The following is a 24,332-nucleotide window of genomic DNA, read 5'->3' as shown; positions in this document are numbered from 1 at the left end:
CACTCCCGTCCCTCCGCGCATGCCCCCGCACACCTCCCCGCCACCCGTCCCTCCGGGCGATCAGGCATGTCGTCCGGATGCCGATCTTGTGACGCCACGGCCGGATCTCGTGACGGTGCGACAGATGTCCGAATAGGGTCGCGGCTGATCCTTCTCCCCGACCAGTTGGAGGACTGACCGTGCACCGCAGACTCCTCGCCCCGAGCGCGCTGACCGCGTGCGTCCTGCTGGCGATCCCCGTCGCCGCGGCAACAGCCGCACCCCAGGCGGGCACGCCCGGCGCCCCGGGTATCGGCGACCCGTACTACCCCGAGAACGGCAACGGCGGGTACGACGTCAAGCACTACGACCTGCGGCTGAAGTACCAGCCGAAGACCGACCGCCTCGAGGGCACCGCGACCCTCCTCGCCACCACGCAGCAGGACCTCTCCCGCTTCAATCTCGACTTCGCCCTCGACGTGAGCGAGGTGCGGGTGAACGGGAAGAAGGCCGAGTTCCGCAGGTCCGGCGCGCACGAACTGGAGATCACCCCGCAGGCGCCGCCGGCGAAGAACCGCGAGATCAGCGTCGTCGTCCGCTACTCCGGCACGCCGTCGGAGGTGAAGGTCGGCGGCTACTCCGCCTGGCTGCGGACGAAGGACGGCGGAGTGATCGCGAGCGAGCCCGAGGCCGCCTGGTGGTGGTTCCCGAGCAACGACCACCCGCTGGACAAGGCCACGTACGACATCTCCGTCTCCGTACCCGAGGGCACCCAGGCGATCAGCAACGGCGTGCTGCTGTCGGAGAGTTCACGGCTCGGCTGGACGCGCACCAACTGGCGCTCCGACAAGCCGCAGGCCACCTACCTCGCGACCCTGGCCGTGGGGAAGTTCGACGTCACGACGGACAAGACCGCCGACGGGCTGCCCGTGCTCAACGCGTACAGCAAGGACCTGGGCGGCAACGCGGGCGCGGCGCGGGCGAGCGTGGAGCGGAGCGTCGAGGTCGCCGAGTGGCTCACCGAGGTCTTCGGCCCGTACCCCTTCAACGCGCTGGGCGGCTACGTCCCGAACGTGACGACGGGGTACGCGCTGGAGACCCAGACCCGGCCGTTCTACAGCCCCCGGCAGTTCTCCGCCGGTGCCAACGTGTCGGTGGTCGTCCACGAGCTGGCCCACCAGTGGTACGGCGACAGCGTCTCGGTCAAGGGCTGGAACGACATCTGGGTCAACGAGGGCTTCGCGCGCTACTCGCAGTGGCTGTGGTCGGAGAAGGAGGGCGAGGGGACGGCGCAGGAGCTGGCCGACTACGCCTACGCCTCGTACAAGGCCGACGACGCGTTCTGGAAGGTGAAGCCGGGCGACCCGGGGCCGGACAACCAGTTCCACCAGGCGGTGTACGACCGGGGCGCGATGACGCTGCAGGCGCTGCGGAACGAGATCGGCGACGACGCGTTCTTCGCGATCCTCAAGGGCTGGACGCAGGAGAACGCCTACGGCAACGCATCGGTGCGGGACTTCGTCCGGTACGCCGAGAAGGTGTCGGGCAAGCCGCTCGCGGACCTCTTCGAGACATGGCTGTTCACGCCCTCGAAGCCTGACGCACCGGCGGCGGCGCGCGCGGAGATCGGCGCTCGGGCCGACGCGGGGACCGGCGGACGCGCCGAGGACGTGAAGGGGACACCGGCGCAGCCGAAGTCCTGGAAGAAGATCGCCGCCACGAACTCCGTCCACGCGCACGGCCACGACCACGAGGAGCGGCGCGGCGCGAAGTAGGCGACGCGCCGGGCGGGTCGGGGCGCTGCACGCGCCCGCACGCCTGTCCTTCCGTCCCCGGTCGGGGACGGAAGGACTTGGCGAACAGCCCTACCGGGGCGGGGCGTTGACGGAGCGAGGTGCTGACGGTGCGCGATCGGTCAGCCGATCGCGGCGCGGCGGCGGGCGTCACGCGCGTACGGGAGGTACCGCAGCCGTTCCGGCAGCATCGGCACCAGCACCCGTACGGCCCGCCCGAACCACCGCAGCCTGCGCTCGTCCGCCGCGCTCCACTCCAGGCCGATGGCGCGGCGCGCATCCGGCGGCATCAGCCCGACGGTGAGGAAGCGCCGCACCTTCAGCAGCGGGGGCAGCAGCACCGGCCAGGCCCACCCCAGGACCGGCCGAAGCCACCGGGGACCGCGCGCGGGCGGCGGCACGTACACCTCGGTGGAGACCAACTCCCGTACGACCACGGTCGGTTCGAGTTCGTGTTCCAGCACGCCGTGGTAGTACGGCCAGAAGTCCTCGAGCGTCTGCGGCATGTCGCGGTCGGCGATGCCCAGCACCCGGCCCACACGCAGCCACTCGCCGTAGAGCTGCCGCTCCTCGGCGGGGGTGAACGGGCGGCGGCCCATCACGCGCTGGGCGTGCCGGTGGACGGGGAAGCCGGTGGCGTGCACCCAGGCGTAGGTGGCGGGGGCGAGCGCGCGGTACGGGCGGCCGTGCGCGTCGGTGCCCCGGACCGGCTCGTGCAGCCTCCGCAGCCGGCGGCCCTCTGCGGCCGCGGCCTCGCCGCCGTACACCCAGAGCAGGGTGGAAGCGAGCGACCGTTCGGCGCGGCCCCAGGGGTCGGCGCGGAAGACGGAGTGATCGTCGACGCCCGCTCCGACGGCGGGGTGGGCGACCTGCATCGTCAGCGCGGCGGGGAGAGCCAGCACGGCCCGCACCTCCCCGGCGAGGCTCCACAGCATCCCGCCGACGGGAGGCGGCCGGGGTTCCCGGGCCCGGTGCTCCCGGGCCGCCGCCTCGTGCGCGGTCACGCCTCCATCATCCCTCGCCCGCGCGCGAGCCGCGCCCCCGTCGGCTCGGAGTGGTCCGCCCGGCGTGGTTCGGGAGCGTTTCCGTGAGTGGCACGCACGCCGCGGGACTCGTCATCCGATGAGGGCGCCGCAATGATCCCGCGGTCGCACGGGGGCATCCACGGGGGCGCTTTCCCGGCGTACTCCGGCGGCGGCCGAACGTTTTCCGCTCGCACGCCCGATCCTTTTCCCGGATGAATTCCGCGACAACTCGGCGCCGCGCTCCACCCGTTCGAGTGGTTTGACGCTGTCGACGCGCATGAAATACGGGTGATGCGTCTCGAACTGGCGCCCAGCCAGGGCGAATTGGTTACTTGACCTTCATACAGGGCGATATTCGACTGGCACGTGCCCGGCCAACCAACGGAGGTACGCCATGACATCACCCTGTCCCCCGCCCGTCGACGCCCGAAAGGCCCTGGACTTCCTGAGGACAAGCGGTCTCGTCGACCTCAACGTCCCCCTGGAGCGCGTCGTCACCCAGGTCAGTCAGCTCGACGACGTCGCCGGATACGTACTCGCCTGGGAGCGGTACGTCCTCGTCGTCGCGAATGAAGTGGCCGACAGCGCCGAGTCCGGCGCCGAAGGCTGAATCCCGTAGGTAACCGATGATCGCCGGGAGGCATTCCATGACAACCGTGCAACCCGGCCGCCGATCATCCCAAGGGCGCGCAGTGGAGGAACGGGCGGTGGCCTGGCTCGCTGCGCGCCGTGCCCTGATCGACCCGATCACCGCCGGCGAGGACGAAGTCCTGTTCGTCCGCAAGGCGTTGATCGAGACGGCCTTTCTCGTCGGGCTGCGCGCCCGTCTCGTGCCGGAGCCCCTGGAGGACGACTACGCCGCGCTTCTCCGCCGGGTCCGGGACATCACCGACCGCCCCTCCTACCGGGAACTCGTCGCCCGGGACGAGACCGCTCTTCTCCTCTACGCCGGGACGTACGCGGCGCTGCGACTGTGCGGCCACGACGCCCCGGAATTCCTGCGGATCGTCCGGCAAGCGGCATCCGGAGGGTATTCCACGGCATTCGAGCGGGTGCCGTATCGTCAGCTCGACCTGCTCCACACACTCGCGCTGTGCGGCATCGAGGACGAGCACGGAATGCCGTCCATGGACGATGTGCTGCCGTTCTCGCTCCTCTGCCGCCGCCCGAATGTCGTCAAGCTGACCGACCGCGACATCTACGCCGTCACGCACACCGTCTTCTACGTCACGGATTTCGGTCTGCGCGAACCCCGCTGGCCCGACGGATTCCATGCGGGAGAAGCGGTCGAACTCGTCGAAACGCTGCTGACCATCTCCCAGGCACGCGAAAACGCCGACCTCGTCGGAGAATTGCTGTGCTGTCTGCTGTGCTTCGGGATCAGGGATTCCGAACCGGCCGTCCGCGCACGGGAGTTCCTGGCGGCGGTTCAGGAACCGGACGGGCGGGTGGCCGGCCCGAGTGGCATCGTGCACCCGGCCTTCGCGGAGAAGGACGACGGCTACCGCGTCTGGGCCGAGGGCTACCACACCACCATCGTCGCGGCGCTGGCCGGACTGCTCGACCGGAGCCCGCGTACGCGCGTCGCGCCACGCCCGCCCCTCCCCGTACCGGCGGCGCCGGACGCGGAGGTGACCGGGCCGCTGCGGCAGGCCGTCGCATGGCTGGCCGAGCACGGCGTACGCCACCCCGTCCGTACGGGGCTGCCCGCCGTGGCGGCCGCGGCGTGCGGTGCCGCCGCCCTCGGCGAGCCGGAGCTCGCCGGTCCGGCGCTGCGGCACCTCTCGACCCTGCTGGCCGAGGCGGAGGACCGGGTCTGGCAGGGTCACGGCATGGAGGTCACCGGGGAGTTCGCCGTGGGGCTACGGGCGAACGGGATCTCCTGCCCGTCCCTGGAGCGGTTCCTCCGCGCCACCGCGGACGCCGTCCGCACCCTGGACTCGGTCCCGCCCGAAGCGGTGGGCAATGTGCACCGCCTCGCCGGTCTCGGGCTGATCGACGCCCGTAGCGCGGCAGACCTGACGGCGTGCGCGGACAGGGAGGGCACCACGGACCCGGCGAGCGCCGCGCCCGCCCTGCAGGAGGCGGTGAAGACGTACCACCTGGGCAGGGTCGCGGACATCCTCCGGGGGGCGGCCGGGGCCGGATGGGCGGATCACCGCATCGCGCGCGACGCCGTGCGGTTCCTCCTCGCCCAGCAGCACGGCGACGGGGCCTTCGGCTACCCGGCCTGCGACGATCCCGGGGAGCGCGAACAGGCCCGGCTGTCCTGGACGCGGAGCGTCGTGACGGCACTCGCCGCGGTACGGGTCCGGGTCCGGGAGGCGGACGCCTGACGGTGAAGCGGGCGCGTGAGGTCCGGCACGGTCGCGTGGGCGAGCGCGTGAGGTCCGGCGCCCTCAGGTTCCGGCCCCGCCCTCCGCATCTCCCCGCGCCGTCTCCGCCTTGAGCGCCGCCCGCAGCGTGGCGGCGCTGCCGTAGCCGACCATGGGCGCGATGCGGTCCAGGCTCAGACCGGTGGTCCGGCGCAGATGGTCCGCGCGCTCCGCACGCAGCCGCCGGATCAGGGCGTACGGGGAAAGGCCCAGACGGTCGCGGACCCGGCGTTCCAGCGTGCGCCGTGTCGTACCGATGGCCGCGGCCGCGTCGGCGACGCCGATGTCGCGCTCGACGTTGGCGCGGATCCACGCCTCGAACGCGGTCACCAGCTCGTCCGCCGTGGAGAGGTAGCCGGACACGGCGTTCACGCTGCGCGCCGGGCGCTCGTCGATGAGGAGCGTCGCAGCGGTGAACTCCGCGAGCTGCGGGCTGACACGGCCGACCAGGCTCATCGCGAGATCGATGTGGGCGAACGCGGCTCCGGCCGTGGCGATCGTCCCGTCGCGGACCACCATGCGCGACATGTCGAGCCCGACCTTCGGATAGCGCTGCCGGAAGACATCGCTCAGCCACCAGCTCGTGGTGGCCTGCCGGTGGTCCAGCAGCCCGGCCTCCGCCAGGACGAAGGTGCCGGTGCAGGCGGCGGCGAGGTCCCGCCCGCCGAGCGCCCACGCGCGCAGCGCCCCGCGCAGCCCCTGCACCTCCTCGCGCGCGAGCGCGGTGACGATGCCGGTGGGGGTGTTGGCCGCCATCGCGGGGATCACGAGCACGTCCAGCTCGCTCTCGTACGCCGCGTCGCCCAGCACGACGTCGGAGGGGACGAGCAGGCCGCCGGCCGTCGGTACGGGCGCCCCGTCCGCGGTGACCGTGACGACCGAGACATCGGGAATGTCCCGGTCCACCTGGCGACGGGCCGCGTCGGCGGTGCGCAGGACGTCCAGGACCGTGGTCAGTCCGGAGTCCCAGCAACCGGGCAGGGCGATCACTCCGACCTTCATGTCGCGAACGCTACGCCGGATGTCGCGATCGCCGACAGCCGGGTTCCTAGCGTTGCCGCCATGGTTCTCACCGAGACAGTCCCGTCACAGGCGGTGCCCGTATGAGCCCCACGGTCCAGGTCCACCAGGACGGCCCGCTGCTGATGATCGCCGTCGACCGGCAGGAGAAGGCGAACGCGTACGACGCCGAGGTCATCGAAGGGCTGGCGATGGCGTACGCACGGCTCTCCGACGACGACGCGCTGCGCGTGGGCGTCCTGTACGCCCACGGCCGCCACTTCACCGGCGGACTCGACCTCGCCTCGCTCGCCCCGCGGCTGGCCGCCGGCGACACGGGCATCGTCCCCGCGGAGGGCCGCGACCCGTGGGGCCTGTGGGGCGAGCCCGCCTCCAAGCCCGTGGTCGTGGCGGTCCAGGGCCGCTGCTTCACCGCGGGGCTGGAGCTCGTCCTCAACGCCGACCTCTGCGTCGCGGCGGACGACGCTGTCTTCGGCCAGCAGGAGGTCGGCCGCGGCATCATCGCCCTCGGCGGGGCGACGGCCCGCCTCCCGCAGCGCGCCGGCTGGGGGCGCGCGATGCGCTATCTGCTGACCGGCGACCTGTTCGACGCGGACGAGGCCCTGCGCATGGGCATCGTCCAGGAGGTCGTTCCCGCGGGGAACGAACGGGAGCGGGCCGTGGAGCTGGCACGACGTATCGCCGAGCAGGCCCCGCTGGCCGTGCGGGCCACCCTGGCGGAGGCCCGCGCCGCGGTCGCCCAGCCGGACGGGGACGCCGCGGCCCGACTGCGCGAGGCGGGCACGCGGCTGCTGGCGAGCGCCGACGCGCACGAGGGGATCTCCGCGCTGATCGAGAAGCGCGCGCCCGTCTTCACCGGCACCTGACCCCGGCCGCACGCAGGGCACCGGACGCACCGCAAGCGGCAGGGGCACCGGACGCACCGCACGCAGCAGGGGCACCGGACGCACCGGACCGAAAGACCACCGGACACACCGCAACGGGGACGACAACAGAAGGAGACGGCCCATGCACGCCGTGATCGGCACCCGGCCCGAGCACTACGAACGACTCGGCATCACTCCTGGGGTGATCCAGCCCTGGGAGGACGGCCTCCGCACGGACGCGGCGGACGGAACCTTCGAGTGGTGGTACTGCGACGCGCACCTCGAGGACGGATCGACCCTCACGGTCGAGTTCCACACCAAGCCGCCGTTCGTCTCCCCGAAGTCCCCCCTCACTCCGTTCGTGCTGGTGTCCCTGACGCTGCCCGACGGCACCAGGGTCGACGAGACGTGCACGGAGGCGCCCGAGGACTTCACCGCGTCGAAGGAGGGCTGCGACGTGACGATCGGCGCCAACACCTTCCGTGGGAGCATCGAGGACGGCTACACCGTCCACGTCGAACTCCCGGAATTCCAGGCGGACATCAGGCTCACCCCCGAGGTGCCGCCGTGGCGCCCCGAGACGGGGCACGTCTTCTTCGGCGAGGACGAGGACCTGTACATCGCCTGGCTGCCGGTGTGCGCGCGGGCCGCCGCCGAGGTGACCCTGGTCCGCGAGGGAGGGACCCAGCGGCTGACGGGCGTGGGCTACCACGACCACAACTGGGGCAATGTCGCGCCGCGCAAGGTCCTGGACCACTGGTACTGGGGCCGGGCGTGCGTCGGTGACTACACCGTGGTCACGCTGATGTTCGTCAGCGACGAGATCTACGGCAAGAAGCGGATGCCCGCCTTCCTGGTCGCCCGGTCGGAGAAGGTCCTGGCCTCGGCCGTGGGCGAGGAGAGCCTGACGTTCTCGGCCGAGGACGTCGTCGTCAACGCGGAGAGCGGAGTACCGGTCGCCAAACGGCTCCGGTACGGCACCGAGTCCGGCGGGGCGTCCTACGCGGTGACGTTCGAGCACCGCGAGGACTCCTTCATGCTCGACTTCGGCAACGCCGGCGCCTATCACCGCTTCCTCGGCGAGGTCACCGTGGAGGCCGCACGGGGCGACCGGACCGAGACCGTGCAGGACCGCACCCTCTGGGAGTTGCTGTACTTCGGGCCCCGCCCGGAGAAGAAGGGCTCGGACGACGGCGAGCAGGGGGACCCCATACCGCTGGTCGGCCACCAGGCCTGACCGGGGCCGGCCTCGGGTCGCCCACCCGCCCGGCCCTCCGCCCCTCCTGTCCGGTCCGCACCCGGCTGCCCGGCCACCGATACCGGATGCGGACCGTCCCAGGCGTTTCACAGGACTGGTGAGACAGCAATACTGTTGAACCGGAACGGCGCACGGACAGGAGGGGCGCAGCCGATGACCGAGCAGACGACTCCGGAGGCCGAGGCGTCCGCGGAGGACGAACTCGCCCTCACCGTCGACGAGCTGGCCGCACGGGCCGGGGTCACGGTCCGCACCGTCCGCTTCTACGGCACGCGCGGCCTGCTGCCCCCGCCCGCGATAGGCCCCCGCCGGGTCGGCCGCTACGGCGAGGAGCACCTGTCCCGGCTCGCACTCATCGAGGAGCTGCAGAGCCACGGTATGACCCTGGCGGCGATCGAGCGCTACCTCAGCCATCTCCCGCCGGACCTGACCGCGCAGGACCTCGCCATCCACCGCGCGCTGGTCGCCTCCTGGGTGCCGGACAGCGCCGAGGAGGCGACGCGCGATCAGCTCGAACGGCGGGTGGGGCGGGAGCTGGCGGAGACGGACCTCGACCGGCTCGCGGCGATGGGCGTCCTCGTGCGGACCGGGGATCCGGACGTCCTGCGGATCGACCCGGGTCTGCTGCACCTCGGGGCACGGCTGCTGGACGTACCGATCTCGCTGGAGGCGATCCTCGCGGCGCGCACCGTGGTGGTCGAGCACACCCGCTCGGCGGCGCGTGAGCTGAGCCGGCTCTTCCGCGAGGAGGTCTGGGACTCCTCCGGCGAGGACGAACCGGGGCCGGAGCGGCTGGCACGGACGAGGTCGCTGTCCGCCCATATGCAGCCGCTGGTGGTACAGGCCCTGGTCACGGCGTTCCAGCGGTCGATGAAGGAGGAGCTGGGGAGCTGGCTCGGCGAGGACGGCGAGCGGGACCGCCGGAACGGGCAGGGCGGCAAGGGAAACGCGTGACGGCCCCGGCGGCTGCGGGCGTGACGGCCTGACCGCACCGCCCCGTTCGCGCTCCGGGCTCCCGTAGCGCCTTGGGGCCGGACCCGCGCGGACGCGGATCCGGCCCGGAGGCAACGGCAGGGCCGGCCGGTGACCGGCCGTCAGGCGGCGGGCGTCACGCGTCCGTGAACGTCTCGCCCCGCTCCGCCTTCCCCAGCAGCAGCTCCGGCGGCGCGAACCGGTCCCCGTACGCGGCCTGCAGCTCACGGGCGCGCGCTACGAAGCCGGGCAGCCCGCCCGCGTAGCCGTTGATGTACTGCAGGACGCCGCCGGTCCAGCCGGGGAAGCCGATCCCGAGGATGGAGCCGATGTTGGCGTCCGCGACCGAGGTGAGCACGCCCTCCTCCAGGCAGCGGACGGTGTCCAGCGCCTCGGAGAACAGCATCCGCTCCTTCACGTCCTCGAACGGGATGACCGCGTCCGGCTTCGCGAAGTGCTCGCGCAGGCCCGGCCACAGGCCGGCCCGCTTGCCGTCCGGGTAGTAGTCGTAGAAGCCCGCTCCCCCGCTGCGGCCCGGGCGGCCGAACTCGTCGACCATGCGGTCGATGACCGTGTCGGCGGGGTGCGCGTCCCACGAGCGGCCCGCCGCCTCGGCAGCGCGCCGCGTCTCGTCGCGGATCTTGCGCGGCAGGGTGAGGGTCAGCTCGTCCATCAGCGAGAGGACCTTGGCCGGGTAGCCCGCCTGGGCGGCGGCCTGCTCGACGGAGGACGGGTCGACGCCCTCGCCGACCATGGCCACGCCCTCATTGATGAACTGGCCGATGACGCGGGAGGTGAAGAAGCCGCGCGAGTCGTTGACGACGATCGGCGTCTTCCTGATCTGGCGCACCAGGTCGAAGGCGCGGGCGAGCGCCTCCTCCCCCGTCTTCTCCCCCTTGATGATCTCGACCAGCGGCATCTTGTCGACCGGCGAGAAGAAGTGCAGCCCGATGAAGTCCTGGCTGCGCTGGACCCCTTCGGAGAGCAGCGTGATGGGGAGGGTGGAGGTGTTGGAGCACAGCAGCGCGTCGGGCGCCACGACCGACTCGATCTCCTGGAACACCTTGTGCTTGAGCGCCGGGTCCTCGAAGACCGCCTCGATCACGGCGTCGCAGCCGGCCAGGTCCTGCACGTCGCCGGTCGGGGTGATGCGGGCCAGCACCTCGTCCCGCTTCTCCGGGGTCGTACGGCCCTTGGCGAGCGCCTTGTCCAGCAGCGCCTCGGAGTACGCCTTGCCCTTGGCGGCCGCCTCCGTCGAGACGTCCTTGAGCACGACCTCGATCCCGGCCCGCGCACAGGAGTACGCGATCCCGGCGCCCATCATGCCCGCGCCGAGGACGGCCACCTTGCGGACGGTGCGCGGCTCGACGCCGGAGGGGCGGTTGGCCCCGGAGTTGACGGCCTGGATGTCGAAGAAGAACGCCTGGATCATGTTCTTCGCGATCGGGCCCGTGACCAGCTCGGTGAAGTAGCGGGACTCGATGACCTGGGCGGTCTCGAAGTCGACCTGGGCGCCCTCGACGGCCGCGGCGAGGATGTTCCGTGGGGCCGGGTAGGGCGCGCCGCCGGTCTGCTTGCGCAGATTGGCCGGGAAGGCGGGCAGGTTGGCCGCGAACTTGGGGTGGGACGGGGTCCCGCCGGGGATCTTGTAGCCCTTGACGTCCCACGGCTGCACCGACTCGGGGTGGCTGTCGATGAAGGCGCGCGCCTTGGCGAGCATGTCCTCGGGCGTCGTCGCGACCTCGTGGACCAGCCCCGCCTCCTGGGCGCGGCGCGGGTTGTACTGGTTGCCCTGCAGCAGGACCTTCAGCAGCGCGTCGGTGATGCCCAGCAGCCGTACGGTGCGGACGACACCGCCGCCGCCCGGCAGCAGGCCAAGGGTGACCTCGGGACAGCCGATCTTGGAGCCGGGGGCGTCGAGCGCGACGCGGTGGTGGCAGGCGAGCGCGATCTCGAAACCGCCGCCGAGAGCGGCGCCGTTGATGGCGGCGACGACGGGCTTGCCGAGCGTCTCGATGCGCCGCAGGTCGCGCTTGATGCCCATGCCCATCTCGAACGCCTGCTGGGCGTGCTCGGGGCCGAGCTTGCTCATGTCCTTCAGGTCGCCGCCCGCGAAGAAGGTCTTCTTGGCGGAGGTGACGATGATGCCGCGGACGGAGTCACGCTCCGCCTCCAGGCGGTCGGCGATCACGGTCAGGGAGGCCTTGAAGGCCCGGTTCATGGTGTTGGCGGACTGGTCGGGGTCGTCGAGGACGAGCGTGACGATGCCGTCCTCGCTCTGCTCCCAGCGGATGGTGGTGCTCTCGGTCATGGCGAAGTCTCCGTGGTGTTCCGGCGTGGGCGTGACGGGGGTGCGGCTGCGTGTCAGAGGCGTTCGACGACGGTGGCGATGCCCATACCGCCGCCCACGCAGAGCGTCACCAGCCCGTACCGCTGGTCGCGCCGCTCCAGTTCGTCGATGACCGTGCCGAGGATCATCGCCCCGGTGGCACCGAGCGGGTGGCCCATCGCGATGGCGCCGCCGTTGACGTTGACCTGGTCCATCGAGAAGCCCATCTCGCGGACGAAACGCAGCACGACGGCCGCGAACGCCTCGTTGATCTCGACCAGGTCGATGTCGCCGGCGGTCAGGCCCGCCTTGGCCAGCGCCTTGCGGGAGGCAGGGGCGGGGCCGGTCAGCATGATCGTGGGGTCGGCGCCGGAGACGGCGGCCGAGAGGATCCGGGCGCGCGGCGTCAGGCCGTAGCGCTCGCCGACCTCGCGGTTGCCGATCGCGACCAGGGCCGCGCCGTCGACGATCCCGGAGGAGTTGCCCGCGTGGTGGACGTGATCGATCTTCTCGACCCAGTGGTACTTCTGCAGCGCCACCGCGTCGAAGCCGCCCGCGTCGCCGATGGTGGCGAAGGACGGCTTGAGGGAGGCGAGGGTGTCCGCGGTGGTGCCGGGACGGATGTGCTCGTCGCGGTCGAGGACGACCAGTCCGTTGCGGTCGAGGACGGGGACGACGGACCGGTCGAAGCGGCCGTCCTTCCACGCCTCGGTGGCCCGCTCCTGCGACTGGGCGGCGAAGGTGTCCACGTCGTGGCGGGTGAAGCCCTCGACGGTGGCGATGAGGTCGGCGCCGATGCCCTGCGGGACGAAGCCGGTCTCGTAGCTGGTCATCGGGTCCATGGCCCAGGCGCCGCCGTCCGAGCCCATCGGGACGCGGGACATCGATTCGACGCCGCCCGCCAGGACCAGGTCCTCCCAGCCGGAACGGACCTTGGCCGCCGCCATGTTGACCGCTTCCAGGCCGGACGCACAGAAGCGGTTCTCCTGGACGCCCGCGACGGTGTCGGGGAGTCCGGCCGCAAGGGCCGCGGTCTTGGCGATGACGGAGCCCTGGTCGCCGAGGGGGCTGACGACGCCGAGCACGACGTCGTCCACGGCGGCCGGGTCCAGTCCGGGGAAGCGGCGGCGGATCTCGTGGATGAGCCCGACGACGAGGTCGATGGGCTTGGTGCCGTGCAGGGCGCCATTGGCCTTGCCGCGCCCGCGCGGGGTGCGGATGGCGTCGTACACGTACGCTTCGGTGCTCACGTCAGCAGCCTTTCGAGGGTGGGCCGGGTGGGGCTCGGGGTGCGGGTCAGGAGAGCAGGGAACGGCCGATGATCTCCTTCATGATCTCGGTCGTGCCGCCGTAGATCGTCTGGATACGGCCGTCGGTGTAGGCCCGGGCGACCGGGTATTCGGCCATGTAGCCGTATCCGCCGTGGAGTTGCAGGCACCGGTCGGCGACCCGCTTCTGGAGCTCGGTGGCCCACCACTTGGCCATCGAGGCGTGCACCGCGTCGAGCTCGCCGCCGGTGTGGTCCTCGATGCAGCGGTCGAGGAAGGTACGCGCGACCGCGCACTCGGTGGCGATCTCGGCGATCTCGAAGCGGATGTGCTGGAGCCTGGCGAGCGGACGGCCGAACGCCTCGCGCCCCTTGACGTAGTCGGTGGTGATCTCCAGGAGGTGCTCGGCGCTTGCGACCCCGGCGACGGCGATGGCCATCCGCTCCTGCGCGAGGTTGGTCATCAGGTGGACGAAGCCGCCGTTCAGCTCGCCGAGCAGATTCTCCTTGGGCACCTTCACGTCGTTGAAGAACAGCTCGGCGGTGTCCTGGGCCTTCTGCCCGATCTTGTCGAGGTTGCGGCCGCGCTCGAAGCCCTCGGCGCCGCGCTCGACGACGAGCAGGCTGAGCCCGTGCGCCCCGCCCTCGGGCGACGTCCTGGCGACGACGATCACCAGGTCGGCGAGGATGCCGTTGGAGATGAAGGTCTTGGAGCCGTTGAGCACCCAGTGGTCGCCGCGGTCGTCCGCCGTCGTCCTGATGCCCTGGAGGTCGGAGCCCGCGCCCGGCTCGGTCATGGCTATCGCGGTGATGATCTCGCCGGTGCAGAAGCCGGGCAGCCAGCGCCGCTTCTGCTCGTCGGTGGCGAGCGAGGTCAGATACGGGCCGATGATGTCGTTGTGCAGCCCGATCGCGAGGCCGGTGGCGCCCGCGCGGGCGAACTCCTCGTGCATGACGGCGGCGTAGCGGAAGTCGTCGTTCCCGCCGCCGCCGTACTCCTCGGGCACGGCGAGGCCGAGGAGCCCCTGGCGGCCCGCGGCGCGCCAGGCGGCGCGGTCGACGATGCCGTCCTTCTCCCACTGCGCGTGGTGCGGCAGCACCTCCTTGGCGAGGAAGGTGCGCACGGTCTCGCGGAACGCGTCGTGCTCTGGGGTGAAGATCCGGCGCTTCAACGGTCCTCCTGGAGGGGCTGGTCGGCGAGGTGCGGCACATCCCAGTCACGGGCCACCTCCGCGGTGTCCGCACCGGGTTGCGCGGGCGGCCGGGTCACGGCGCCGGGGGTGACGGAGAAACGCGGGGCGGGCGAGGGCTGGGTGATGCCGCCGTGGTCGGTGAAGGTGGCGCGGGCGGCGAGGTGCGGGTGGGTGGGGGCCTCGCGGAGCGAGAGGACGGGAGCGACGCAGGCGTCCGAGTCCTGGAAGACGGCCGTCCATGCGTCGCGGGTGCGCTCTTTGAAGCGGGCGGCCACGGTGGCGCGCAGCTCGCCCCAGCGCTCGAAGTCCTTGCGGGCGGGCGCGGCGTCGGCGATGCCGAGGAGGCGGACGAACTCGTCGTAGAACCGCTGCTCCAGGGGGCCCACGGCCATATGGCCGCCGTCGGCGGTCTCATAGGTGCCGTAGAAGGGGCAGCCGCCGTCGAGGAGGTTGGAGCCGCGGCGGTCCTGCCAGCCGCCGGCCGCCATCATTCCGTGGATCATGGCGGTCAGATGCGCGGTGCCGTCGACGATCGCCGCGTCCACGACCTGGCCGCGGCCCGCCGTACGAGCGTGCTGGAGGGCGGCGAGGACGCCGATGACGAGGTAGAGCGAGCCGCCGGCGTAGTCGCCGAGCAGGTTGGCGGGGATCGCGGGCGGCTCGTCGGGCCGGCCGATCATGCCGAGTGCGCCGGTGATGGCGATGTACGCGATGTCGTGTCCGGCGCGGTCGGCGAGCGGGCCTTCCTGGCCCCAGCCGGTCATGCGCCCGTAGACCAGCCGCGGGTTGCGCGCGAAGCAGTCGTCGGGGCCGATGCCGAGGCGCTCGGCGACACCGGGGCGGTAGCCCTCGATGAGGACGTCGGCGCGGCCGACGAGGTCGAGCACGGCGGCCGGGCCCGCGGGGGACTTGAGGTCCAGCAGGACGGAGCGCTTGTTGCGGTTGGTGACGTCGTACGCGGGGTCGATGTTGAGCCCGGCGCCGCCGGGACGGTCCACGCGGACGACGTCGGCGCCGAGGTCGGCGAGGAGCATGGCGGCGAACGGCCCGGGGCCGATTCCCGCCAGCTCGACGACCCGCACACCGGCGAGCGGGCCTTTCCCTGCGGCTGCCATCAAGCCCCCAAGAGCTTTGACACTATTGATGTAACATCAGTGATGCTAAGAACACGTTCCACTGCGCACAAGCCCCGGCGAATGTGAAACACACGGATGGCGCGCCCGGACGGCCCGAAGACCCCGAACTCCCGCGACGAGCAGGGAAGTCGGCGCGTGTGGCTCGCGTCACGCGCACGGTCGGCGGTACGGCGAAATCAGGACGGACCGGACCTCGGTGGCGGCACGCTCGCCTTACGGCCGCGGCGCTCGCACGGGGACATGACCGGTCCGCGCGTCCAGGTGGTCAGTCCGCGTCCACGTGCCCGGTCCGCGTGTCCCGGTGGTCAGTCCGCGTGTCCCGGTGGTCAGTCCGCGTGTCCCGGTGGTCAGTCCGCGTGTCCCGGTGGTCAGTCCGCGTGTCCCGGTGGTCAGTCCGCGCGTCCCGGTGGTCAGTCCGCGTCCAGCTCCGCGATCAGCCGCTTGGGAGCGATGACGCGGTAGCTCTCCTCCACCCAGTCGCAGAGGAGATCGGCCGCGGGCGCGCCCCGTTCGGCCAGCGGGATGCTCACCCACCCGGCCTTGCCCAGTCCGTAGCCCGCCGGCTCAGCGCCGGGGCAGGACATCGCGTGCTCGTGGACCGCCTCGTCCTTCAGCTTCAGCGTGACGCCCGGCGGGTAGCTGCCGTCGCTGACGCCGAGGAAGACGAACACCTTCTTGTTGACCTTGATGACGCTCTCGCCCCACGGGAACTCCTCGACCGCCCCGGGCAGCCCCAGGGCGAACGCGCGCACCGTGTCGCGCACCTTCAGCGGCCCCTTCAGAGCCTTCGCGGGGTCCTGGTCCTTCGCCGCCGCCATCGCTTCCCTCGCTTCACCCCGTACGCCCGCCCGGCTCGCCCCGGCCTGCGTGGTCCACGCTAGCCGGGGTGACCGACACCGGCCCGTGCACCAGCCGGTCGGCGTCCGCCGTACGGTCGAGTCGCCGGTGGAGGCGGTGCGGAACGTTGCCCCCGACGAGCAGGATCACCACGGCCGTGAGCCCGAAGGCCAGGACGGCCAGCGCCTGCCCGAGCGGCATACCCTCGGCCAGCCGCGCGCCGAGCACCGGCGCCACGGCCCCGCCCAGCGCGCCGACGTTGTAGACGAAGCCGAGCGAGGCGGCGCGCGTCGCGGTCGGGAAGTGCCCCGCGATGTACTTGGGCAGGATGCCGGAGATGCCCTGACTCAGCGCCAGCAGGCAGAAGAGCAGGACGCCGAGGCCCACCAGGCTGTCCTGGACGGCGAAGACCGGGAAGACGAACGCCAGCGACGCGGTGAGGGTGAGGGCGTACGCGCGGCGCGTGCCGAGGCGGTCCCCGGCGAAGCCCGCGAGCCAGCAGCCGAGCATCGTGCCGAACCCTGCGTAGTACATGACGTCCGCGACCTGCCCTGGCGCGTAGCCCAGTTCGGTCTTGAGATACGTCGGCAGCAGCGCCTGGATCGGCCAGCTGTACAGGAACGCGCAGAAGACGGTGACCATCAGCGCCACGTACAGCACCCAGCCGCGCCGCCCGCCGAGCTGCACCGCGAAGGCGATGAGGCAGGCCGCCGCGACCGCCGACAGGACCGGGACCCGTCCGGCACCGGCGGGCGTGAAGACGAAGAACAAGGCGGCGCTCGCGGCGGCGGTGAGCGCGGCGTTCACCACCGCACGCCCTCGCGTGGCGAACAGCGGCCGGAACGGATCCGGCCGGGCCTTCGCCCCGGCCACCTCGGCGCTCCAGTCGTCGGCCTCGGGGAGCGCCCGCCGCACCCACAGCGCGACCAGTACGGGCAGCACGCCGATCCAGAACATCCAGCGCCAGCCGAGGGCGGGCACCACCCACTGGTAGAGCTCGGCCGCCAGCACGGTACCGAAGGCGTAGCCGGAGATGAGGAAGCCGGAGGCGCGGTTGCGCAGCCGGACCGGCCAGCTCTCCAGGACGTACGTGGCACTGGCGCTGTACTCGCCCGCCATCCCCATGCCGATGGCCAGCCGCGCGACGAACAGGCTGGTCCAGTTCCACGCGAAGCCGCAGGCGAACGTACCCAGCGAATAGAGCAGGATACTGGCGATCATCGCGGCCTTGCGGCCGTGGCGGTCCCCCATCGCACCGAGCAGCGCGCCGCCCAGCCAGCGGGTGATGAAGGCCCCCGAGACCAGACTCGCGGCCTCCACCGTGGTGAGCCCGAAGTCGTCGGCGATCTCGGTGAGGACGAGGGTGATGAGCACGAAGTCGAAGCCGTCCAGGACGTAGCCGACCCAGGCGGCGAACATCGACGTCCACTGGCGGCGGGAGACCTCCCGGTACCAGCGGGTGGGTATGCCTCCCGGCGCGGCCCCGGGTGCGCTCACAGCAGCCCTCCCTCTTCCAGCAGACGGCGTACGGACTTCACCGCGGTGTCGCCCAGCGGGATCTGCGGGGCGGCGGTGGCCGGGCAGTCGATGACGCCCAGCAGGTGGAGCGCGGCCTTGAAGGCGCCGAGTGCGGAGGAGCTACGGCCCATGGCGGCCTCGTCACCGACATCGGTGAGGGCGAACAGCGCGGCGAGACGGTCCTGCTCGGCCGCCGCCTCCGCCCAGCGGCCGGCGCGGGCGTGCGCGTACAGCCGGACGTACCCGGCCGGATCGACGTTGCCAAGACCCGGTACGACACCGTGCGCCCCGGCCAGCAGGCCGCCGTCGACGGCGAGTTCGGAGCCGGTGAGGACGGAGAAGGTTCGGTCGAGGCCGCGCCGGCGCATCTCGACGAGGAGCCGGCGGAGTGCGCCGTCGTCACCGCTGCTGTCCTTCAGACCGGCCAGGGTGCCGTCGGCGGCGAGGTCCAGGATGACGGCGGCCGGGAGCTTGGTGTGCACGGCCACGGGGATGTCGTACGCCAGGAGCGGTACGTCCACGCCCCCGCGGATGCGCCGGAGATGGTCGGCGACCTCGGCGGGGTGCGTGCGGGTGTAGAAGGGCGCGGTGGCCACGAGGGCGTCGGCGCCGAGTTCTGCCGCGGCGCGGGCGTGGTCCAGGACGCGGGCCGTGGTCATGTCGATCACCCCGGCGAGGACGGGCACCCGGCCGCCCGCGGCGTCGACCGCCGTCTCCAGGACCGTACGGCGCTGGGCATCGCTCAGATAGGCGGTCTCACCGCTGGAGCCGAGCGCGAAGAGACCGTCCACGCCCGCACCGACGAGGCGTTCGACGAGGGCGCGCAGGGAGCGGGTGTCGATGTCGCCGCCGGGGGTGAGGGGGGTGCACAGCGGCGGCACGACACCGGTGAGGGGGGTGGGGAGGGGCATGGCGGCTCCACAATGTCGGGCCATCGGGCAGAAGTTCGGCCACACCGGACGTGGGACGTCCTATGTCCTGGAGCTGACAGTGCCTCAGCGGCAGGGCCGCGTCAAGGCTCGCCGGACCTGCATGACCCGGCAGGACGACACGGGACGACGACACGGGACGACGGCGGGTGCGGAGGCGCACGCGTCGGCAGGGCCGGCGGACGCGCGGCCGGTGAGGCTTTGTTGACCAGGGTGGCGACGCTCCCTACCGTGGCGTAACTCGGCCGGGAGCCGACGGGCCGACCGGCCCCCGAGGGGAGCGTGAGGGTGCAGCGGACCTACGACATCGTGCTGTTCGGCGCGACCGGATTCACCGGCCGCCTCACCGCCGCCTATCTGGCGCGGAACGCCCCCGACGACTGCCGCTGGGCACTCGCCGGGCGCAGCCCGGACAAGCTGGAGCGCACCCGCGAACGGCTGGCCGAGACCGACCCCCGCTGGGCCGCGCTGCCGCTCCTCACCGCGGACGCCGGCGACCCCGCGTCCCTGCGCCGCATCGCCGCCGACACGCGCGTGGTGGCGACGACCGTGGGTCCGTACACCCACCATGGCGAGGGGCTGGTCGCCGCGTGCGCGGAGGCCGGGACCGACTACGTGGATCTGTGCGGCGAGCCGGAGTTCGTCGACCGGATGTACCTGCGGTACGACACGCGTGCCCGGGAAACCGGTGCCCGGCTGGTGCACGCCTGCGGATTCGACTCCGTCCCGCACGACTTGGGTGTGCGTTTCACCGTCGAGCAGCTCCCGGAGGACGTACCGCTGCGCATCGACGGCTACGTCCGCACCAACGCCACCTTCTCCGGCGGCACGCTGGCGTCGGTTCTGACCGCGCTGTCCCGGCCGGTGGACATGCGGCGGACCGCGCGTGAACGCGAGCGCAGCGAACCGTGGCCGGGTGCGGCCGAGGGGCGCACCGTGCGGACGGGGCCGGCGATCCCGCGCGGAGCACGGGGGATGACGGTCCTTCCGCGGCGCAGCCGCGAGGCGGGTGTCTGGGCGCTGCCGCTGCCCGGCATCGACGCGCAGATCGTGGGCCGCTCGGCCGCCGCGCTCGACCGGTACGGGCCCGACTTCCGCTACCGCCACCAGGCGGCGGTGAAGCGGCTGCCGGTCGCGGTCGGCGGCATGGCCACGGTCGGTGCGGTGTTCGCGCTGGCCCAGGTCCCGTACGCGCGGCGGCGGTTGTCCGCGCGCCTGTCGCCGGGCGAGGGACCGGGCGCCGAGCGGAGGGCACGGAGCTGGTTCTCGGTCCGCTTCATCGGCGAGGGCGGCGGCCGGCGCGTGGTGACGGAGGTCGCGGGCGGGGACCCGGGGTACGACGAGACCGCGAAGATGCTCGCCGAGTCAGCTCTGTGCCTCGCCCATGACGACCTGCCGAAGAGGGCGGGACAGCTGACGACGGCGGTGGCGATGGGCCCGCAGCTGACGGGCCGTCTGACGGCGGCGGGCCTGAAGTTCCGCGTCCTGAGCGGCGGATAGGGCCCTCGGCGGGCGCCGCGCTCCGCCCGCGACGGTCCGACGGGCGCGGTCGGACGACCCCGAGGGGCGCATGGCGGAATTCCGCGTCGACGCGCCTGCCCCCGCGCCCGTCGTTCACAGGACGCGCGGGCACAGTCGCCCGCGCACGCCCCAACGGCGACGGCCGCGCGTCCCGCCCGGCGCGACGACCGCGCGTCACGCACGCGACCGCCGGGCAGCTCCGCCTCGCCGACGACGGCCGGTGGGCGGAGGAGCGCCGCCGCGAGCCGGCGCTCCTCCGCCTCCGGTGAGAAGGACGTCGGCGAGACCGGAACCGCCCGCGCCGGGGCCCGGCTGCTGCGGGCCCCGGACGCGGCGCGTGTCAGCCGCGGGTCAGGCGCGCTGCGCGGCCCTTCTCGCCCGAGGCCCAGCACGCCCCCTCGCGCGTGCAGTCCACCGTGTCGTACGAGCCGGAGTCGAACGTCCGCCACGTACGCCCCGCGTCCAGCGACAGGTCACTGCCCGCCGGGCCCACCGCGATCGCCGCGGGCCAGGGCGTCGGGAGCCACGCCACGCCCGAGCGGTAGGCCGGTGGCGGGGTCTGCGCCTGCCGCCATGTGCGGCCGCCGTTCCCACTGACCGCCGCCGCCTGCGGGGACGCCTGGTCGGGGCGGTAGTCGCCGCCGACCGCAACGCCGAGCCCGCGGCCGCGGAACGCCACCGCGAACACGCCCTTCGCCGGATCGCCCGCCGGGATCGTCGATTCCGCGGCCGTCCACGTACGGCCGCGGTCGCGGGAGTGGAGGATCCGCGCCGTGGCGGCGCCACCGGTCGCCATCCACACATCGCGCGGGCCAAAGGACACCAGGCACTGGCCGCTCGCCGCGAAGCCCGCCTCGCCGGTCTGCGCGGACGGCATGCCGTCCGAGGGCAGCACCTCCCAGTTCCGGCCGCCGTCGTCCGTGGCGAGGATGCGGAACTTCCCGTCCACCGGATCGCTCATCGCCAGGCCGTGGCGCCGGTCGAAGAAGGTCATGCAGTCGTAGAACGCCTTGGGGTCGGTGTTGCGGAAGCTCTCCTTCCAGGTTGCCCCGCCGTCCTCCGTGCGGAAGACGCGGGACGCCTCGCCCTCGCCGATGGCGAGGACGACCGCGCGCCGGGCGTCGAACGCCTCGACATCCCGGAACTCCGACTCCCCCGCGCCGGGCGGCGATACGTTCCGCCACGCCCGTCCGCCGTCCACGGTGCGCAGGACCGTACCCTTCGATCCCGCCAGCCAGGCCGTGCTGCCGCTGACCGCGGCGAGCCCGCGGAACCGCGCGTCACTGCCGGTGGGGGTGGATTGCCAGCCGATGCCGGACCGGTCGTGGTCCGCCGCACCCGCCGGGGTGGCGACGGTCGCAAGCGCCGCCGCGCACAGGCCGAATGAAACCGAACGCCTCAGGAGCCTCGTGAGCCTCATGGCGCGCGAAACTAGCCGACCTCGGGCACCAGGACCAGACCCTCGCCAGTGCCGCACGGTGGAGGCAGGGCGTACGGCAAGGCCGGGACAAGGGTTGCGGCACCGCGGCTGAACGAGAGAAGCGGAAGCCCGCCCGTCGCCGCGCGCCCTCGTACGGCGGGCGAGCGGGCCGGCGAGCGGGCGGGCGGACGGACGAGCGGACGAGCGGACGGGCGGACGGGCGGCGTCAGCCGACCGGCTGCTGGCGGAACTCCTCCAGCCCCGGCGCCGTCCGACTCATCCTGAACTGCGTGACCCGGTACCCGCAGACCTCCTCCTGCACGAACGGGTCGCTGGCCACCACGGCCTCGATGCGGTCGCGGTCGTCCCCCACCGCCAGGATCACCCCGCCGTCGGGAGGGGTCTTGCGCCCCGAGGCGACGAACACCCCGGCCTCGAACTGCTCGTCCACCCACTCCATGTGGGCTTCACGGAGGGCGTCGACCTCGTCGGCGGGCGCGGTGTAGGTCAGCTCAAGAACGAACATGATCCGAGCCTACGTGGCGGTGCCGCGCCGCCGCTCCCGGGCTCGCCCAGGACCGGCCCCCGGCACTCCCGCCGCCCCCGCGCCACCCCGTACGACCTGCGGCGTCACAGGCCCCGCCGCCCCCGGACGCGTACGCCCCCCGGAACCGGCCCGCTGAGCGCTCAGCCCTCCGCGAGCGCCAGGGCCAGCGCCCGGCGGCACTGGCTGTCGGCGTGGCGCGTGGTCTCCGGCAGCCTGTAGCGCGGGGTCAGCCGCAGCGTGTGCGCGCACGCCTCCTCCAGACCGACCGCGTGCCCGACGGAGACGAAGACCGGCTTGACCCCTTCACGCGTGCGCAGCGCCCGGCCCACCACGTCCCCGCCGTCGATCAGCGGGGTCCGGTCGCCGCGTTCCGGGCCCGGCGGCTCGTACGCGAACGTAAACGGCGTCTTGGCGACCCCGAACGCCGGGAGCCCGGTCAGCACCCCGAGGTGGCTGGCGAGTCCGAGGCGGCGCGGGTGCGCGATGCCGTAGCCGTCGCACACGACCAGATCGGGCGGGGCGACCAGCTGCTCCAGCGCCCGCAGCACGGACGGGAGTTCGCGGAAGGCCAGCAGACCGGGCACATAGGGGAACGTGGCCGTGGTGACCGCGGTCGACCGCTCCGTGACCTCCAGGCTCTCCATGTCCAGGACGACCGCGGCGGCCGCCACCCGGCCCGAGTCCTCGTCGTACGCCACGTCCACGCCGGCGATGCGGCCGGCCGCGCCCGGAGGCGGACCGGGGCTCTCCAGATCGACGAGCCCGCGCAGGCGTTCCTGTTCCGCCACGGCCTCGGCCTCGGTGTCCGGCCAGGACAATTCCGCCCATCCCATAATTCAGTCCTATCACTCACGAGCCGGGTGACAGACGTCACCCTGCTTCGCAGTGCACGGATCCGGCCACACGCTCGTCATAAGAAGTGGAACCCATGTCGCAGTCCATACCTCAGTACCGGTAACGGTCCCCGAGGATCCCTACGAGCGCGAGGAGGCAGGCGTGTCCCCTGTCATCGACCAAGCTGTCCGTGCCGGCCTCATCACGTCCGACGCCCAGGTGCAGGACATGACCGCCGTACTGAGCTACCGGCGGGACGACCCGCTGGCCATCCGTATCTGTTTCCCGCCGCGGGCCTCGCTCGCCGGCTCGGACGTGGCCTGGGTCTTCGGCCGCGATCTGCTGGCCGCGGGCCTCGACGGCCCGGCGGGCGAGGGCGACGTGCACGTGCGCCCGTTCGGCGACGACCTGACGGTGCTGGAGTTCCACGCCACGGTCGGTACGGCCATGGTGCGCATGGAGACCGCCGATCTGCGCCGGTTCCTCCAGCGTTCGTACCTGCTGGTGCCCGCGGGCAGCGAGGGCTCGCACTGGGACGTGGACGGCGAGCTCGCGGCGCTGCTGAGACAGGCCTGACCCGACCGTACGAAATCAGCCAGTTCGCACCCTGTGGATACACAACCCCCGGGACCGTCCCGGGGGTTCGGTCTTGTCCGGAGCGATGCACGGGCGCGCCGGGCTTTCCAGGACTCGTACGCGCCGGGCTTTCCAGGACTCGTAGGGCGGATCGGGCAGCTGAGCCCGGCTCAGCTGCCGCCGGACGTGATCGTCGGTACCAGCACCGCCGTGGTGACCGCGGCGATCAGCGCCGCCTGCACCTCGCCCATTACCTTCTTCAACGCGGGTGCCGCCAGGCCACCGCGCTCCCCCAGCGCCGCGATCCGCTCCTGGTAGGCCTCGGCGTCGCCCGCCGACACCACCGTGCGCAGTTCGCCCGCCGCCGCGAGGGCGATGAGCGCGGCGTCGCGGTCGGAGACCTCGGCGACGCCGCCGGGACCGTGCAGCACGCGCAGCGCACGCTCCCGCAACCCCTCGGCCTCGGCGGTGCTCTCCAGGACGTGGTCCTTGACCGGGAACACCCCGAGGACGCGCCGGTGCCGCGTCCCCACCCGGCCCGTGTCCCGGAGCTGGGCGCGGACCGCGCGCAGGGTCGGCCCGGTGTCGTGGCCGACCCAGGTCTTCCAGGTGCGCGGCCGCGACTCCTCGATGAGTTCGAGCAGCCCGTCCAGCACCGGGTCCCCGGTCTCGGCATCGGGGACGGGCGTGGCGGTCCCGTCGTCGTCGAGCAGCATCCCGCGCAGGGCGAGCTCCGTGAGGGCGCCCGCGCGGACGAGGTAGGGCAGGGACGCGGGGGCGGCGGGCTTGCCGGTCCGGGTGTCCCAGGTGAGAAGGCACAGCTCGGCGGGGAGGGTGAGCGGACCGTCAGGCACGGGCACCTCCGGTGGGGGCGGACGGGAGGCCGACGATACGTGGGGCGGGGCCAGCCGCCCATCCCCGACGTGTCGGTGGCGAC

General features: G+C 72.7%; 21 protein-coding genes. 8 read left to right on the top strand and 13 right to left on the bottom strand.

What is annotated here, in order from left to right; translation table 11 throughout:
- The first annotated feature begins 179 nt into the window (after positions 1-179).
- Positions 180-1,754 (top strand): M1 family metallopeptidase, encoded by a 1,575-nt coding sequence (locus ABZ822_RS27165; protein WP_360859647.1) that lies wholly within the window; start codon positions 180-182, stop codon positions 1,752-1,754.
- A 140-nt stretch (positions 1,755-1,894) separates the two neighbouring features.
- Here the strand turns inward: ABZ822_RS27165 and ABZ822_RS27160 are convergent, their stop codons facing one another.
- Positions 1,895-2,707: an oxygenase MpaB family protein gene (locus ABZ822_RS27160; RefSeq protein ID WP_360859734.1), complete on the bottom strand. Its 813-nt coding sequence runs from the start codon at positions 2,705-2,707 to the stop codon at positions 1,895-1,897.
- A gap of 484 nt (positions 2,708-3,191) precedes the next feature.
- On the opposite strand from ABZ822_RS27160, the gene ABZ822_RS27155 reads away from it, so the two are divergent.
- The gene (locus ABZ822_RS27155; protein WP_360859644.1) at positions 3,192-3,407 is read left to right on the top strand and encodes a hypothetical protein; all 216 of its coding nucleotides are present in this window, start codon (positions 3,192-3,194) and stop codon (positions 3,405-3,407) included.
- A 97-nt stretch (positions 3,408-3,504) separates the two neighbouring features.
- Entirely contained in the window at positions 3,505-5,133 is a 1,629-nt protein-coding gene (locus ABZ822_RS27150) for a hypothetical protein (protein WP_360859641.1), read from the top strand.
- Between the two features lie 63 nt (positions 5,134-5,196).
- Here the strand turns inward: ABZ822_RS27150 and ABZ822_RS27145 are convergent, their stop codons facing one another.
- Positions 5,197-6,174 carry a helix-turn-helix domain-containing protein gene (locus ABZ822_RS27145; RefSeq protein WP_360859638.1) on the bottom strand — a complete coding sequence of 326 codons (978 nt, stop codon included), beginning with the start codon at positions 6,172-6,174 and terminating at the stop codon, positions 5,197-5,199.
- A gap of 101 nt (positions 6,175-6,275) precedes the next feature.
- Here ABZ822_RS27145 and ABZ822_RS27140 point away from each other — a divergent pair, with 101 nt between their 5' ends.
- From ABZ822_RS27140 to ABZ822_RS27130, 3 genes are all read left to right on the top strand, one after another.
- Positions 6,276-7,058, top strand: a complete 783-nt coding sequence (locus ABZ822_RS27140; RefSeq protein WP_360859635.1) for a crotonase/enoyl-CoA hydratase family protein — start codon at positions 6,276-6,278, stop codon at positions 7,056-7,058.
- Positions 7,059-7,200: 142 nt separating this feature from the next.
- The gene (locus ABZ822_RS27135; protein WP_360859632.1) at positions 7,201-8,295 is read left to right on the top strand and encodes a hydroxyneurosporene dehydrogenase; all 1,095 of its coding nucleotides are present in this window, start codon (positions 7,201-7,203) and stop codon (positions 8,293-8,295) included.
- 174 nt (positions 8,296-8,469) lie between these two features.
- Entirely contained in the window at positions 8,470-9,270 is an 801-nt protein-coding gene (locus ABZ822_RS27130) for a MerR family transcriptional regulator (RefSeq protein WP_360859629.1), read from the top strand.
- A 154-nt stretch (positions 9,271-9,424) separates the two neighbouring features.
- Here the strand turns inward: ABZ822_RS27130 and ABZ822_RS27125 are convergent, their stop codons facing one another.
- The 7 genes from ABZ822_RS27125 to ABZ822_RS27095 form a co-directional block, all read right to left on the bottom strand.
- Complete coding sequence (locus ABZ822_RS27125; protein WP_360859626.1) at positions 9,425-11,599, bottom strand: 3-hydroxyacyl-CoA dehydrogenase NAD-binding domain-containing protein; 2,175 nt, start codon at positions 11,597-11,599, stop codon at positions 9,425-9,427.
- 53 nt (positions 11,600-11,652) lie between these two features.
- Positions 11,653-12,867: an acetyl-CoA C-acetyltransferase gene (locus tag ABZ822_RS27120; protein ID WP_360859624.1), complete on the bottom strand. Its 1,215-nt coding sequence runs from the start codon at positions 12,865-12,867 to the stop codon at positions 11,653-11,655.
- A 46-nt stretch (positions 12,868-12,913) separates the two neighbouring features.
- Complete coding sequence (locus tag ABZ822_RS27115; protein ID WP_360859621.1) at positions 12,914-14,056, bottom strand: acyl-CoA dehydrogenase family protein; 1,143 nt, start codon at positions 14,054-14,056, stop codon at positions 12,914-12,916.
- Complete coding sequence (locus ABZ822_RS27110; RefSeq protein WP_360859618.1) at positions 14,053-15,192, bottom strand: CaiB/BaiF CoA-transferase family protein; 1,140 nt, start codon at positions 15,190-15,192, stop codon at positions 14,053-14,055. The genes ABZ822_RS27115 and ABZ822_RS27110 overlap by 4 nt, the downstream gene beginning before the upstream one ends.
- A 431-nt stretch (positions 15,193-15,623) precedes the next feature.
- Positions 15,624-16,031 (bottom strand): MmcQ/YjbR family DNA-binding protein, encoded by a 408-nt coding sequence (locus ABZ822_RS27105; RefSeq protein WP_360859615.1) that lies wholly within the window; start codon positions 16,029-16,031, stop codon positions 15,624-15,626.
- 13 nt (positions 16,032-16,044) lie between these two features.
- Complete coding sequence (locus tag ABZ822_RS27100; protein ID WP_360859612.1) at positions 16,045-17,547, bottom strand: sialate:H+ symport family MFS transporter; 1,503 nt, start codon at positions 17,545-17,547, stop codon at positions 16,045-16,047.
- Positions 17,544-18,479, bottom strand: a complete 936-nt coding sequence (locus ABZ822_RS27095) for a dihydrodipicolinate synthase family protein (RefSeq protein ID WP_360859609.1) — start codon at positions 18,477-18,479, stop codon at positions 17,544-17,546. The genes ABZ822_RS27100 and ABZ822_RS27095 overlap by 4 nt, the downstream gene beginning before the upstream one ends.
- A gap of 300 nt (positions 18,480-18,779) precedes the next feature.
- On the opposite strand from ABZ822_RS27095, the gene ABZ822_RS27090 reads away from it, so the two are divergent.
- Positions 18,780-19,997 (top strand): saccharopine dehydrogenase NADP-binding domain-containing protein, encoded by a 1,218-nt coding sequence (locus tag ABZ822_RS27090; RefSeq protein ID WP_360859606.1) that lies wholly within the window; start codon positions 18,780-18,782, stop codon positions 19,995-19,997.
- A 361-nt stretch (positions 19,998-20,358) separates the two neighbouring features.
- Here the strand turns inward: ABZ822_RS27090 and ABZ822_RS27085 are convergent, their stop codons facing one another.
- The 3 genes from ABZ822_RS27085 to ABZ822_RS27075 form a co-directional block, all read right to left on the bottom strand.
- Positions 20,359-21,438 (bottom strand): oxidoreductase, encoded by a 1,080-nt coding sequence (locus tag ABZ822_RS27085; protein ID WP_360859603.1) that lies wholly within the window; start codon positions 21,436-21,438, stop codon positions 20,359-20,361.
- A 226-nt stretch (positions 21,439-21,664) separates the two neighbouring features.
- On the bottom strand, positions 21,665-21,964 hold the full coding sequence (locus tag ABZ822_RS27080; RefSeq protein WP_360859600.1) for a YciI family protein: 300 nt from the start codon (positions 21,962-21,964) through the stop codon (positions 21,665-21,667).
- Between the two features lie 161 nt (positions 21,965-22,125).
- Positions 22,126-22,818 carry an endonuclease V gene (locus ABZ822_RS27075; RefSeq protein ID WP_360859597.1) on the bottom strand — a complete coding sequence of 231 codons (693 nt, stop codon included), beginning with the start codon at positions 22,816-22,818 and terminating at the stop codon, positions 22,126-22,128.
- 163 nt (positions 22,819-22,981) lie between these two features.
- Between ABZ822_RS27075 and ABZ822_RS27070 the strand changes: the two genes are divergently transcribed.
- Positions 22,982-23,395: an SsgA family sporulation/cell division regulator gene (locus ABZ822_RS27070; RefSeq protein ID WP_360859594.1), complete on the top strand. Its 414-nt coding sequence runs from the start codon at positions 22,982-22,984 to the stop codon at positions 23,393-23,395.
- Positions 23,396-23,565: 170 nt separating this feature from the next.
- On the opposite strand, the gene ABZ822_RS27065 is transcribed toward ABZ822_RS27070, so the two are convergent.
- Entirely contained in the window at positions 23,566-24,249 is a 684-nt protein-coding gene (locus ABZ822_RS27065; RefSeq protein ID WP_360859591.1) for a GPP34 family phosphoprotein, read from the bottom strand.
- Positions 24,250-24,332 lie beyond the last annotated feature (83 nt).

It is taken from the genome of Streptomyces sp. NPDC047108, assembly GCF_040643575.1.
Lineage (GTDB): Bacteria > Actinomycetota > Actinomycetes > Streptomycetales > Streptomycetaceae > Streptomyces.
This window is presented reverse-complemented; position numbering and strand designations above follow the sequence as displayed.

Bases quoted from the DNA above. Each gene is read 5' to 3' on its own strand.
- ABZ822_RS27160 (WP_360859734.1), bottom strand. From the start codon at position 2,707: ATGCTGTGGAGCCTCGCCGGGGAGGTGCGGGCCGTGCTGGCTCTCCCC.
- ABZ822_RS27155 (WP_360859644.1), top strand. From the start codon at position 3,192: ATGACATCACCCTGTCCCCCGCCCGTCGACGCCCGAAAGGCCCTGGAC.
- ABZ822_RS27145 (WP_360859638.1), bottom strand. From the start codon at position 6,174: ATGAAGGTCGGAGTGATCGCCCTGCCCGGTTGCTGGGACTCCGGACTG.
- ABZ822_RS27140 (WP_360859635.1), top strand. From the start codon at position 6,276: ATGAGCCCCACGGTCCAGGTCCACCAGGACGGCCCGCTGCTGATGATC.
- ABZ822_RS27135 (WP_360859632.1), top strand. From the start codon at position 7,201: ATGCACGCCGTGATCGGCACCCGGCCCGAGCACTACGAACGACTCGGC.
- ABZ822_RS27130 (WP_360859629.1), top strand. From the start codon at position 8,470: ATGACCGAGCAGACGACTCCGGAGGCCGAGGCGTCCGCGGAGGACGAA.
- ABZ822_RS27125 (WP_360859626.1), bottom strand. From the start codon at position 11,599: ATGACCGAGAGCACCACCATCCGCTGGGAGCAGAGCGAGGACGGCATC.
- ABZ822_RS27110 (WP_360859618.1), bottom strand. From the start codon at position 15,192: ATGGCAGCCGCAGGGAAAGGCCCGCTCGCCGGTGTGCGGGTCGTCGAG.
- ABZ822_RS27105 (WP_360859615.1), bottom strand. From the start codon at position 16,031: ATGGCGGCGGCGAAGGACCAGGACCCCGCGAAGGCTCTGAAGGGGCCG.
- ABZ822_RS27095 (WP_360859609.1), bottom strand. From the start codon at position 18,479: ATGCCCCTCCCCACCCCCCTCACCGGTGTCGTGCCGCCGCTGTGCACC.
- ABZ822_RS27085 (WP_360859603.1), bottom strand. From the start codon at position 21,438: ATGAGGCTCACGAGGCTCCTGAGGCGTTCGGTTTCATTCGGCCTGTGC.
- ABZ822_RS27080 (WP_360859600.1), bottom strand. From the start codon at position 21,964: ATGTTCGTTCTTGAGCTGACCTACACCGCGCCCGCCGACGAGGTCGAC.
- ABZ822_RS27075 (WP_360859597.1), bottom strand. From the start codon at position 22,818: ATGGGATGGGCGGAATTGTCCTGGCCGGACACCGAGGCCGAGGCCGTG.